We start from the raw sequence: 12,193 nt of genomic DNA, 5'->3' as shown, positions 1-12,193 counted from the left end.
TCTCAGGCGCTCGCGCCGCGATCCAGCAGCCCCGACGCGACCGCACGTTCGATGTCGGCTTCCACGTCGATGTCCCAGCGCAGCGCGGCTTCGTCGAGCCAGGCCAGTTCCTCCTGCGGCCGGCGCGCAAGCAGCGCCCCGAAGCCGCGGTCGCCGCGCAGGCTTCGCGCCTGCGCCATCAGTTCGCCTGACACCAGCGCCGGGATGCCCGGCGCATCGCCGTGGCGCGTGGCCGCGCAGCCCGAACGCGCCAGCGCCGCGCCGGCGAGCAAGGCTTGCAGGTGCCGCGCTTCCAGGCCCGGCTGATCGCAGCCCAGGATCAACACCGGCCCGGCATGCGCGGCCAAGGCCGCCGCGCCGCAATGCAGGCTGCCGGCCAGGCCCTGTTCCCACTGTGCGTTGATGCGGATCTCGGCGGGCAGGTCGGCGATCGCCGCCTGCAGGATTTCGGCCTGCGCGCCCAGGACCACCAGCAGGCGTTGCGGCCGGGTCTGCGCGGCCAGGCGCACAGCGCGATGGATCAGGCTTTCGCCGTCGCGGCACAGGAGCTGCTTGGCGCGGCCGAGCCGGCGGCTGCCGCCCGCGGCCAACACCAGCGCCGCGTGCCTCATGCCGGCGCGTGGCGCAGCGCCTGCAACTGCGCGGCGATGCTGAGCGCGATCGCTTCCGGGCCGTCGCCGCCGAGCTTGAGCCCGATCGGCGCGTGCAGGCGCGGCACGAGCGCGGCACGCGCGGCCTCGGGCAGGACCCGGAACAGATCGTCGCGGCGCTGGCCGGGCCCGAGCAGGCCGACGAAGCCGATCTCGCTCGCGGCCAACGCGTCCAGGGCTTCGCGGTCGAGTTCGAAGTGGTGGTGCATGACCAGTGCGGCGTCGTGCGGACGCGCGGCGGCCAGCGCCTGCGCGGGCGTTCGCGCGATCGCATAGTCGGCGTGCGCGGCCTGCGCCGACCAGCGCGGACGGCGCTCGACCACGCTGGTGATCCAGCCCAGGGAACGCAGCAGCGGCAGCAGCGTCGCCGACTCCGGGCCGGCGCCGAACACCAGCACCGACGGCGGCCGCGCGATCTCCAGCAGCCAGGCGTCGGCGCCGCGCCCCAGCCACGGCGGCGTCGCCACCGGCAGCGTCCAGGGCTGGTGCTCGCCGCCGACGCGCACGCGCAGGGCGCCGTTGATGTTGACGTCCAGGCGCAGGTCGCCGTGGCCGCGCCGCCATTCGTCGACCAGCGCCGGCAGTTCGCGCAGCGCGGCCAACGGCAGCAGCGCCAGGCGCAGGCGCCCGCGGCAGCCGATCGCCGAACCGTCGAACAGGTCCTCGTCGCTGCGGGTGTCGATGTCCATCCACTCGACCCGGCCGTAGCGCGCCGCGGTCGCGGCCAGGCCCTCGATCTCGGGTTCGATGCAGCCGCCGCTGAGCCAGCCGACCTGGCCCTCGCGCGCGCCGAACAGGGCCAGCGCGCCGGGATGGACGTAGGTCGAACCCTCGCTCTCCAGGACCACGGCCAGGCTGGCCGAGTCGCCGCGCTCCTGCGCGCGCACCGCGGCTTCCAGGGCGCCGCGCACGCCGCCGGCGGCAGGCAGGACGGGGGCAACGGGCGCAGCGTCTGGCACGGCGGTTCCCTGAGCGCGGACGACCGCCCGATCATGCGGTCTGGGCATGACGCCTGCAATGCGGGCGCGATTCTTGCAGGCGCCAGGCGCGCGCGCCCTGGATGGCGCAAAGCCGGCGCCAGGCGTATGTTCGGCTTTCCCCAGCCGCCGCGAGGGATCCATGAAACTGCATGTCAACGGCAGCGAGCACGAGGTGGATGCCCCACCCGACATGCCCCTGCTCTGGGTCCTGCGCGACCTGATGCGACTCACCGGTACCAAGTTCGGTTGCGGCATCGCCCAGTGCGGCGCCTGCACCGTGCATGTCGACGGCGCGCCGCGCCGGTCCTGCGTGACCCCGGTATCGACCGTGGAAGGCAAGCACATCCTCACCATCGAAGGCCTGTCGCCCGACGGCAGCCATCCGGTGCAGCGCGCCTGGGCCGAACTCGACGTGGTCCAGTGCGGTTACTGCCAGTCCGGCCAGATCATGTCCGCGGCCGCGCTGCTGGCCAAGGTGCCGGCGCCCACCGACACCGATATCGACCAGGCCCTGTCCGGCAACATCTGCCGTTGCGGCACCTATCCGCGCATCCGCGCGGCGGTGAAGCGCGCGGCCGGCATCGGCAAGGTCTGAGCCGACCTGGAGCTCGCGCGGCCGCGGGCTTCGCAACGAATAACGGAGGTGTGCCGTGAACGCTGTGCCTCAGCCTTCCCGACGTCGGTTCCTCAAAGCCGGTGCCGTGCTCGGCGGCGGACTGGTGATCGGTTTCGCGATCCCCGGCGCGCGCCGCTTCGCGTACGCCGCGCCCGCCGAAGCCGCCGCCGCGAGCGGATTCGTCCCCAACGCCTTCCTGCGCATCGGCAACGACGACAGCGTGACCGTGCTGATCGCGCATTCGGAGATGGGCCAGGGCATCTGGACCGGTCTGGCCATGCTGGTGGCCGAAGAGCTGGACGCGGACTGGACGAAGATCCGGGTCGAGCACGCACCGGCGGCGCCGGCCTACGCGCACACCGCGTTCGGCATGCAGATGACCGGCGGTTCCACCAGCACCTGGTCGGAGTTCGACCGCTATCGCCAGGCCGGCGCGACCGCGCGCCAGCTGCTGGTCGCGGCCGCCGCGCAGCGCTTCGGCGTGGCCGCGGCGGACGTACGCACCGAGAACGGCGTGGCCATCGCCGGCAGCCAGCGCGCGCGCTACGGCGAACTCGCCGACGCGGCCGCGAAGTTGCCGGCGTCGAAGGCCGCGCCGGTGCTCAAGCAGGCCAAGGACTGGAAGCTGATCGGCAAGCCGACCAAGCGCCTGGACTCGCCGGAAAAAATCACCGGCCGCGCCAAGTTCGGCATGGACGTGCAGTTCGACGGCCTACTGACCGCGGTGGTCGCGCGTGCGCCGGTGTTCGGCGGCAAGGTCACGTCCTTCGATGCGGCCAAGGCCAAGGCCGTGCCGGGCGTACGCGACGTGGTCCAGGTGCCGACCGGCGTGGCGGTGATCGCCGATCACTACTGGGCCGCCAAGCAGGGCCGCGATGCCCTGCAGATCGAATGGGACCTGGGCCCGAACGCGGCGCTGGATACCGCGGCGCTGCGCGAGCAATTCCGCAAGCTCGCCGCGACCCCGGGCGCGGTCGCCGCGCAGGCCGGCGATGCCGCCGCCGCGCTGGCCAAGGCCGGCAAGACCTTCGACGCCGAGTACAACGTGCCCTATCTCGCGCATGCGCCGATGGAGCCCTTGAACTGCACGGTCAAGGTCGAAGACGGCCGCTGCGAAATCTGGACCGGCACCCAGTTCCAGACCCTGGATCAACAGGTCGCGGCCGGCATCCTCGGCCTCAAGCCCGAGCAGGTGCAGATCCACACCATGTTCCTCGGCGGCGGCTTCGGCCGGCGCGCCACGCCGACTTCGGATTTCGTGTCCGAGGCGGTGCAGGTGGCCAAGGCCGCGGGCAAGCCGGTCAAGACGGTGTGGTCGCGCGAGGACGACGTGCGCGGCGGCTACTACCGGCCGATGTACCTGCAACAGGCGAAGATCGCGGTCGACGCGCAGGGCTATCCGGTGGCCTGGCAGCACCGTCTGGTCGGGCAGTCCATCCTCGGCGGCACGCCGTTCGAGGCGGCGATGGTCAAGAACGGCATCGACGCGACCTCGGTCGAGGGCGTGGCCGATTCGCCCTATCTCAAGGACCTCGCCGACCACCGGGTCGAACTGCATTCGCCCAAGACCGGCATCCCGGTGCTGTGGTGGCGTTCGGTCGGCCACAGCTACAACGCCTTCGTGATGGAAAGCCTGATCGACGAGCTCGCGCACGCCGCCGGCAAGGACCCGGTCGAGTACCGGCGCGCGCTGCTCAAGGCGCATCCGCGCCATCTCGCCGCGCTGAACCTGGCCGCCGAAAAGGCCGGCTGGAGCGTGGCGCCGGCCAAGGGCCGCGGCCGCGGCGTGGCGGTGCACGAATCCTTCGGCAGCTATCTGGCGCAGATCGCCGAGGTCTCGGTCGAGAACGGCGCGATCCGCGTGCACCGGGTGGTGTGCGCGATCGACTGCGGGCTGGCGGTGAACCCCGAGGGCGTGCGCGCGCAGATGGAATCGGGCATCGCCTTCGGCCTGGGCGCGGCCTTGCACAGCGCCTTGAGCTTCAAGGACGGCCGCGTGCAGGAATCGAACTACCACGACTACCAGGTGCTGCGCCTGCACGAGATGCCGCAGGTCGAGGTCCATATCGTGCCCAGCACCGAACGCATGGGCGGCGCCGGCGAACCCGGCACCGCGCCGATCGCGCCGGCGGTGGCCAACGCGGTGTTCGCGCTGACCGGACAACGCCTGCGCGAACTGCCGCTGCGACTGAAGGCCTGAGGACGACGCCATGCGCATCCTGTTACCGATCGCCCTGGTCTGCGCGCTGACCGCCTGCGGCCCGCGCCCCAGCCCCGAGCAGCGCGAAAAAGCGGTGGCGGCCTTCGCCACCGTGCAGCGGGTGTTCCAGCACCCGCGTTGCCAGAACTGCCACATTCCCGGCGACCAGCCGCTGCAGTTCGACGCCGGCCTGCCGCACGCGATGGGCGTGGTGCGCGGCCCCGACGGCAAGGGCGCCGCGGGCCTGCCCTGCGCGACCTGCCACGGCGAGAAGAACCTGCCGGCCAGCTACGGCCCGAATGCGCCGCCGGGCGCGCCGCACTGGCAGCTGCCGCCGCCGGATCACAAGATGGCCTGGATCGGTCTGCCGCCGAAACAATTGTGCGAAATGATCCAGGACAAACGCAGCAACGGCGGCCGCGACTTCGCCGCGCTGCTCAAGCACGTCAGCGAGGACAAGCTGGTGCTGTGGGGCTGGGAGCCCGGCGGCAACCGCCTGCCGGTGCCGGTGCCGCACGACGAATTCGTCGCCCAGTTCAAGCTCTGGGCCGACGCCGGCGGCCCCTGTCCGGCGTCGTAGCTGCCCGGCCGCCGAAACCGCCTTGCTTCCTGTGGGAGCGGCGTAAGCCGCGATCGCGACACGCAGCGGCGTCGTGGCCGCGGGAATGTAATCGCGCCTCACGCCCGCCGACCCCGCCACGGCCGCGCGTATCGAACGATCAAAGCCCGCGGCACGGCGCCGCGGGCTTCGCTGCATCGACTCGATCAGCCGGCCCGTGTCGCGGCGGGCGCGGTTTCGCCCTCCCGGTGCAGCCAGCGGTACAGCACCGGCAGCACCAGCAAGGTCAGCAGGGTCGAGGACACGATGCCGCCGATCACCACCGTCGCCAGCGGCCGCTGCACTTCCGAGCCGGCGCCGACGTTGAAGGCCATCGGCAGGAAGCCCAGCGAGGCCACCAGCGCGGTCATCAGCACCGGCCGCAGGCGGCCCAGCGCGCCGTCGACGATGGCCTCGTCGAGGCGGTCGCCCTGTTCGCGCAGCTTGCGGATGAAGGCGATCATCACCAGGCCGTTGAGCACCGCCACGCCCGACAGGGCGATGAAGCCCACGCCGGCCGAGATCGACAGCGGTATCCCGCGCAGGGCCAGCGCGATCACGCCGCCGGTCAGCGCCAGCGGCACGCCGCTGAACACGATCGCCGCGTCCTTGGCCGAGCCGAAGGCCCAGAACAGCAGGGCGAAGATGATCGCCAGGGTCACCGGCACCACGATCGCCAGACGCCGGCTGGCCGAGATCAGTTGCTCGAAGGTGCCGCCGTAGTCGATCCAGTAGCCGGTCGGCAGCTCGACCTCGGCCGCGACCCGCTGGCGCAGCTCGCCGACGAAGCCGCCCAGGTCACGGCCGCGCACGTTGGCGGTGATCACCACGCGGCGCTTGCCGTTCTCGCGGTTGATCTGGTTCGGGCCCAGGGCGGTCTCGATCTTCGCCACCTCGCGCAGCGGCACCGTCTGCGGCGCACCGGACATCCAGGCGGCGGCGCGGCTGGATTCGTCGATGTTGTCGCTGCCGCCCAGCGGGATGGGCAGGTCCTGCAAGGCCGCCGGGTCCTGGCGCAGATGCTCGGGCAGGCGCACCACGATGTCGAAGCGGCGGTCGCCTTCGAACAATTGGCCGGCCACTTCGCCGCCGACCGCGGTGGCCACCGTGTCCTGCACCGCGCCGGGGTTGAGGCCGTAACGCACCAGGGCCTGCCGGTCCGGGACGATCGTCAGCAAGGGCAGGCCGGTCGCCTGCTCGATCTTGACGTCGGCCGCGCCGGGCACGGCCTTGGCGACTGCCTCGATGCGCTGGCCGGTTTCCAGCAAGCGCTCCAGATCGTCGCCGTACAGCTTGATCGCGACATCGGCGCGCACGCCCGAGATCAGCTCGTTCATGCGCATCTGGATCGGCTGGGTGAACTCGTAGTTGTTGCCCGGCAGCCGCTTGACCGCGGTTTCGATCTCGGCGACCAGTTCGGCCTTGGTCTTGCGCGGATCCGGCCATCGTTCGCGCGGCTTGAGCATCACGAAGGTGTCGGCGACCGAGGGCGGCATCGGATCGGTCGCGACCTCGGCGGTGCCGAGCTTGCCGAACACCCGCTCCACTTCCGGGAATTGCTTGATGCGCGCCTCCAGGGTGGACTGCATCTTGATCGCCTGCTCCAGGCTGGTGCCCGGTATGCGCATCGCATGCAAGGCGATGTCGCCTTCGTCCAGGCTGGGGATGAACTCCGAACCCAGGCGCGTGGCCAGCAGGCCGCACAGGGCGATGCCGGCCAGCGCGCCGCCGATCACCCAGGCGCGGCGGCGCAGGGCCCAGGCCAGCGCGGGCTCGTAGGCGCGGCGCGACCAGCGCATCAGTCGGGTTTCCTTTTCCTCGACGCGGCCGCGCAGGAACAAGGCGATGGCCGCCGGCACGAAGCTCAGGCACAGCAGCATCGCGCCGCTGAGCGCCAGCACCACGGTGATCGCCATCGGGTGGAACATTTTCCCTTCGACCCCGGTGAGGGCGAAGATCGGCAGGTACACCGCGGTGATGATGCCCAGGCCGAACAGGCTGGGACGGATCACCTCGGCGGTGGCCGAGGCGGTCGCGTCCAGGCGCTCCTCGTCGCTCAGCGCGCGCTGCAGGCTGTGCTGCAGCTCGCCGAAACGGCGCAGGCAGTTCTCGATGATGATCACCGCGCCGTCGACGATCAGGCCGAAGTCCAGCGCGCCCAGGCTCATCAGGTTGCCGGACACGCCGCCGCGGACCATGCCGGTCATCGTGAACAGCATCGCCAACGGAATCACCGCGGCGGTGATCAGGGCCGCGCGGAAGTTGCCCAGCAGCAGGAACAGCACCACGATCACCAGCAGCGCGCCTTCGATCAGGTTCTTGGCCACGGTCTTGATGGTGCGATCGACCAGCGCGGTGCGATCGTAGACCGGGGTGGCCGACACGCCGGCCGGCAGACTCTTGTTGGCCACGGCCAGTTTTTCGGCGGCGGCCTGGGCGACCGCGCGGCTGTTGGCGCCGATCAGCATGAACGCGGTGCCCAGCACCACCTCGCGGCCGTCCTGGGTGGCCGCGCCGGTGCGCAGTTCCGGGCCTTCGCCGACCTGGGCCACGTCGCGCACGCGGATCGGCACGCCGTCGCGGCGATCCAGCACGATGTCGCGGATCGCGTCCAGGTCGGCGACCTGGCCCGGCGCGCGCACCAGGAACTGCTGGCCGTTGCGTTCGATGTAGCCGGCGCCGACGTTCTGGTTGTTGGCGGCCACCGCCGCGACCACGTCGTGCAGGGTGAAGCCCAGCGCGACCAGCCGCGCCGGATCCGGGGTGATGTGGATCTGGCGCGCGTAGCCGCCGATGGTGTTGACCTCGGTCACGCCGGGGGTGTTGCGCAGCTGCGGTCGCACCACCCAGTCCTGCAGGGTGCGCAGGTCGGTCGCGGTCCAGGGCGTGCCGTCCTTCTTGCGCGCGCCGGGCTTGGCGTCGACCGTGTACATGAAGATCTCGCCCATGCCGGTGGCGATCGGTCCCATGCCCGGTTCCAGTTCCGCCGGCAGCTGGGACTTCACCTGCTGGATGCGTTCGGTCACTTGTTGGCGGGCGAAGTACAGGTCGGTGCCGTCCTTGAACACCACCGTGACCTGCGACAGGCCGTAGCGGGAAATCGAGCGGGTGTAGTCCAGCCCCGGCAGGCCCGCCAGGGCGGTCTCGATGGGGAAGGTCACCCGCTGTTCGGATTCCAATGGCGAATAGCCCGGGGTTGCGGTGTTGATCTGGACCTGGACGTTGGTGATGTCGGGGGTGGCGTCGATCGGCAGCTTGGTGAAGCTCCACGCGCCCACGCCGACCAGGGCCAGGGTGAGCGCGATCATCAGCCATCGGTGGGCGATGGCGAAACGAATGATTTTCTCGAGCATGAGTAGTTCCTCGGAATACGGGGCCGGGCATCGCGAACGACGCGACGGCTTGCGCCGGGCCGCTGGCCAAGGGCGCGCTAGCGGACCGCGGCGCCCTTAGTGATCGTGGGAAGCGCCGGACTTCTCGATGTCCGCCTTCACCAGATAGCTCTGCTCGACCACCACCTGGTCGCCGGCGTTCAGGCCCGAGAGCACCTCCACCCGTTGCGCATCGCGTTTGCCCAGCTCGATCGGGCGCACTTCGTAGACGTCGCCGTGGCGCACGAACACCGCGTCCCAGTCGCGGAAGCTCTGCAGCGCCGCCAGCGGCACCACCAGCCTGGCCGGCTGCCGTTCCACGGTGATGCGCGCCTTGACCGCCGAGCCCGGCCGCCACAGGCCGTCGGCGTTGGCGATGGTCGCGCGCGCCACGGTGCTCTGGCTGGCGGTGGCGGTGCCGGGCAGCACGCGTTCGAGCGTGGTGTCGACGGTGGCGCCGTCGCTCATGCGGGTGACGGTGACCGGCACGCCCGGACGGATGTGCTGGGCGTCGGCGCCGAACACGTGCAGATCGACCCACAGCGAGGACAGGTCGGCGACTTCGAACAAGGCCGCGCCTTCGGCGGCCACCGTGCCCACCGCGGCGTTGCGCGCCAGCACCACGCCGGGAATCGGCGAGGCGACGGTGTAGGTCGTCAAGCTCAGGTTGCTCTCGATGCTCGCCAGCACCTGGCCCGCGCGTACCTCGTCGCCGACATTCGCGTTGAGCCGCCGCACCGGGCCCGGGAAACGTGCCGCGACCTTGGCCACGCGCCCCTCGACCGGCGTCAGCAGGCCCTGGACTTCGTGCTCGTCGGCGATCACGCCCGCCGCGGCCGGGGCGACCCGGATGCCGGCGTCGTGGGCGATCTTGGCGTCGATGCGGGTGCGGCCCTCGTAGCTGGGGTAGGCCCAGCGCAGCGCGGTGCCGGCGATCCGGGCCACGACATCGATATCGAACGAATGCGGTTCGCCGACCACGCTGGCGGCCATCAGGCTGCCGTCCGCCTGAGGTTTCAGGACGTGGGTTTCGGCGACACCGCCCAGGCGCTTGAGCCGCACTTCGACGCTGCCGGCCGAGGCCGGCAGCGGCTTGCCGTCGCGGTACAGCCAGGCCTGGTACTTCGGCGGCGTGCCGTCCTCGGCGATCGCCAGTTCGACGGCGTAGCCCTCGTGCTCGAGCACGCGGCCGCCGTGTTCGCCCTTGCGCGGCGCTTGCGCTTCGGCGTGTTCCCCGCCTTCGCCGTGCGCGTGTTCGGTCCTCGCGGTCGGACCACCGCCGCACGCGGCCAGCAGCAGGGTCAGGGCCAATGCGGCGCTGAGGTGGGCGATGTTCACGGGGCGGTTCCTTGTGCGTTGGAGGCGGCGGGCGCGGCGACGAAGGCCTCGCCGGTGAGCCTCTGGATTTCGATCAGGGCGCGCTGCGCTTCGAGCGCGGCTTCCAACTGCTGTTTGCGTCCATTGGTGCGTTCGGACTGCAGCTGCGCCCATTCGAGGTAGCTGATGGCGCCGGCGCGGTAGGCGCGTTCGGCCGCAGTTTCGGCGCGCGCGAGCTTGGGCAGCACTTCCTCGCCCAGGCGCCGCACTTCCAGCGCGGCGACCTGGTAGCGGCCGTGCGCGTCGGCCAGGGTCGAGTACAGCGACAGGCCCTGCGCTTCGCGTTCGATCCCCAGCATCGCCAGTTCGGCTTCGGCGGCGCGGATATCCGGCGCCGCGCGTCGCGTCGCGCCCAGCGGCAGGGACACGCTGCCCAGCAGGGCCTGGTCGTCGCCGTCGCGCAGGCGGCGCACGCCGAGCTGCCACTCCAGATCCGGCGTCGCCTGGCTGCGCGCGAGCTGCAAGCGCGCCTCGCGGATGCGGCCCTCGTCGGCGAAGCGGGCGAGCTCGGGGCTGCGCTGCAGCAGCGCCGCGAGCGCGTCGAAGTCCTCGATCGCCGGCAGCGCCAGCGGATCGCCGGCGACGCTGGCGAACACCGGATCGCGCTCGCCCCACAGCGCCGCCAGGTGCCGGCGCGCGGCGACCTGGCGTTGCGCGGCGCGTTCGCGTTCGAGTTCGGCGCGTGCGAGCGCCGCCTGCGCGGTCAGCACCACCGACTCCGGAGAGGCGCCGGCCTGCAGGCGCTGGCGCGCGGCGGCGACGGTGCGCTGGCGCTGGCCGATGTCGAGCTCGGCGACCGCGTGTTGGCGCTGCGCGGCGACGACGGCCAGATAACGCCGCGCGGCCTCGGCCAGCAGATCCAGGCGCCGGCCTTCGCGCTCGACCGCCAGCGCGTCGATGCGGCTCTGCGCGAGGGTGCGGCGCGCATCCAGTTTGCCGCCGCGCTCGAACACCGAGGCCAGGGTCAGCGACAGTTCGGCGCCGCCCAGGCCGCTGAGCCGGCCGCTGCCGAAGGCGTTTTCCAGGCTCGCGCCGGCGCTCAGGGCCGGGCGCTGGCCGGCGCGGTCGAGTTCGGCCGCGAGCGCGTCGCGGCGACCGCCGAACAGGCGCAGGTCGGGATGCGAGGCATCGATGCGCGCGAGCGCGTCGTCGAGGGTGAATGCCGCCGCCGGGCGCGTGGCCGGGGCGGGAGAGGACGACTGCGCGCGTGCCGGAAAGCACAGCGCAGCCGCCAGGACGGCCGAAGCCGCTGGACGCAACCACATGGGACGTACTCCGAATCGAAGACAGGAAGGATCGGCCGGCGAATGCCGGCGTAAGCCTCAGCCCGCGATCGGGGGACGGAACGGTACCGGCAGCGGCGCGGGTACGAAGGCGAACGCGCGCGGCGGAATCGGCGCTCGCGCGTCGGGCGCGATCATGCGCAGTTCGTAGGCCGGCAGCATCGCTGCCTGCTGGCCGCAGCAATGGCTCAGGTGCCAGCGGTTGTCGTTGTCGTCGCCGGAGCCGGGCTGGCCCGGCGGATGGTCGTGGCCGTGTTCGCCCAGGCTCGCACCGCTCTGGGCGGCGTCGATCGTCGCGATCTCGCGCGCTTCCTCGGCGAAGGCCAGCGCCGGCCGCAGCACGGCCATGGCCATGAGTAGGCCGAAGACCAGGCAGCGCAGGATCGAGGACAGGGGCGGCAGGCCGGACATGGGCGCTAGGGTACGGGCTCGGCGCGGCGATACACAATTGCGCCGACCCGGCACAGCGCGTGCCGCACGGGCGTCACATGCGCTGGCCAGACTGCGCGCCTCGTCTACAGGGGGCGTGTCATGAAGTGGGTTCGGACCTGCGCGGCCTTCGTCGCGCTTGCGTGCTTGGCCGGTTGCGGCAGCGAGCGGCCGCCGCAGAGCGTGCAGTCCTCGTCGTCGCTGGAGGCCGTCCCGGCGCGCCCGGCCCTGGCCAGCCTGGACGCCGAACGCCTGCGCGCGCTGGCCGCGCAGTCCCTGCGCGACCAGCGCATGTACGCGCCGGCGGGCGACAACGCGGTCGAGTACTACCTCGCGCTGCGCGACAAGACGCCCGCCGACGCCCGGGTCGCCAATGCCCTGCAGGAACTGCAGCCCTACGTGCTGATCGCCGGCGAGCAGGCCATGGCCGGCGGCGAGCTGAACGAAGCCCAGCGCATGCTGGACCTGCTCGCGCGCGTGGACGCGCAAGCGCCGGCGTTGCCGCGCCTGCGCGACGGTCTGGCCGCCGCGCGCGCGGCCCAGGCCGAACAGTCGCAGCGCCTGGACGCGCAGCAGGCGCAGGAGCTGCGCCTGGCGCAACAGCGCGCGCTCGCGCAGGCGAACGCGGCCAAGCCGATCGCCGCCGTGCCCGCGCACATCTGCCCGCACGTGCATTCGCTGTGGATGAC

General features: G+C 71.9%; 9 protein-coding genes and 1 pseudogene. 4 read left to right on the top strand and 6 right to left on the bottom strand.

Annotation, left to right across the window (positions count from 1 at the left end):
• Nucleotides 1-2: 2 nt before the first annotated feature.
• Nucleotides 3-611: a nucleotidyltransferase family protein gene (locus tag V1318_RS15290; RefSeq protein WP_332940575.1), complete on the bottom strand. Its 609-nt coding sequence runs from the start codon at nucleotides 609-611 to the stop codon at nucleotides 3-5.
• Nucleotides 608-1,609, bottom strand: coding sequence for an XdhC family protein (locus V1318_RS15285; RefSeq protein ID WP_332940574.1), 1,002 nt, complete (start codon nucleotides 1,607-1,609; stop codon nucleotides 608-610). Before V1318_RS15285 ends, V1318_RS15290 begins: the two co-directional genes overlap by 4 nt.
• Before the next feature lie 160 nt (nucleotides 1,610-1,769).
• On the opposite strand from V1318_RS15285, the gene V1318_RS15280 reads away from it, so the two are divergent.
• Genes V1318_RS15280 through V1318_RS15270 form a run of 3 tightly spaced genes read left to right on the top strand, consistent with a single transcriptional unit; the run spans nucleotide 1,770 to nucleotide 5,026 of the window.
• Nucleotides 1,770-2,225, top strand: coding sequence for a (2Fe-2S)-binding protein (locus V1318_RS15280; RefSeq protein ID WP_332940573.1), 456 nt, complete (start codon nucleotides 1,770-1,772; stop codon nucleotides 2,223-2,225).
• A 55-nt stretch (nucleotides 2,226-2,280) separates the two neighbouring features.
• Nucleotides 2,281-4,446, top strand: a complete 2,166-nt coding sequence (locus V1318_RS15275; protein WP_332940572.1) for a xanthine dehydrogenase family protein molybdopterin-binding subunit — start codon at nucleotides 2,281-2,283, stop codon at nucleotides 4,444-4,446.
• Between the two features lie 10 nt (nucleotides 4,447-4,456).
• Nucleotides 4,457-5,026 (top strand): hypothetical protein, encoded by a 570-nt coding sequence (locus V1318_RS15270; RefSeq protein ID WP_332940571.1) that lies wholly within the window; start codon nucleotides 4,457-4,459, stop codon nucleotides 5,024-5,026.
• A 185-nt stretch (nucleotides 5,027-5,211) separates the two neighbouring features.
• On the opposite strand, the gene V1318_RS15265 is transcribed toward V1318_RS15270, so the two are convergent.
• From V1318_RS15265 to V1318_RS15250, 4 genes are all read right to left on the bottom strand, one after another.
• Complete coding sequence (locus V1318_RS15265; RefSeq protein ID WP_332940570.1) at nucleotides 5,212-8,397, bottom strand: CusA/CzcA family heavy metal efflux RND transporter; 3,186 nt, start codon at nucleotides 8,395-8,397, stop codon at nucleotides 5,212-5,214.
• 96 nt (nucleotides 8,398-8,493) lie between these two features.
• The gene (locus V1318_RS15260) at nucleotides 8,494-9,714 is read right to left on the bottom strand and encodes an efflux RND transporter periplasmic adaptor subunit (protein ID WP_332940681.1); all 1,221 of its coding nucleotides are present in this window, start codon (nucleotides 9,712-9,714) and stop codon (nucleotides 8,494-8,496) included.
• Between the two features lie 35 nt (nucleotides 9,715-9,749).
• On the bottom strand, nucleotides 9,750-11,057 hold the full coding sequence (locus V1318_RS15255) for a TolC family protein (protein WP_332940569.1): 1,308 nt from the start codon (nucleotides 11,055-11,057) through the stop codon (nucleotides 9,750-9,752).
• Nucleotides 11,058-11,114: 57 nt separating this feature from the next.
• A complete protein-coding gene (locus tag V1318_RS15250; RefSeq protein ID WP_332940568.1) occupies nucleotides 11,115-11,486 on the bottom strand; it encodes a hypothetical protein in 372 nt (123 codons plus the stop codon).
• A 120-nt stretch (nucleotides 11,487-11,606) separates the two neighbouring features.
• Between V1318_RS15250 and V1318_RS15245 the strand changes: the two are divergent.
• Nucleotides 11,607-12,193: pseudogene (locus tag V1318_RS15245) on the top strand (energy transducer TonB); the annotation flags it as partial.

It is taken from the genome of Lysobacter sp. CCNWLW3 (genome assembly GCF_036697405.1).
GTDB lineage: Bacteria > Pseudomonadota > Gammaproteobacteria > Xanthomonadales > Xanthomonadaceae > Lysobacter.
This window is presented reverse-complemented; position numbering and strand designations above follow the sequence as displayed.

Bases quoted from the DNA above. Each gene is read 5' to 3' on its own strand.
- V1318_RS15270 (WP_332940571.1), top strand. From the start codon at position 4,457: ATGCGCATCCTGTTACCGATCGCCCTGGTCTGCGCGCTGACCGCCTGC.
- V1318_RS15290 (WP_332940575.1), bottom strand. From the start codon at position 611: ATGAGGCACGCGGCGCTGGTGTTGGCCGCGGGCGGCAGCCGCCGGCTC.
- V1318_RS15255 (WP_332940569.1), bottom strand. From the start codon at position 11,057: ATGTGGTTGCGTCCAGCGGCTTCGGCCGTCCTGGCGGCTGCGCTGTGC.
- V1318_RS15250 (WP_332940568.1), bottom strand. From the start codon at position 11,486: ATGTCCGGCCTGCCGCCCCTGTCCTCGATCCTGCGCTGCCTGGTCTTC.
- V1318_RS15280 (WP_332940573.1), top strand. From the start codon at position 1,770: ATGAAACTGCATGTCAACGGCAGCGAGCACGAGGTGGATGCCCCACCC.
- V1318_RS15265 (WP_332940570.1), bottom strand. From the start codon at position 8,397: ATGCTCGAGAAAATCATTCGTTTCGCCATCGCCCACCGATGGCTGATG.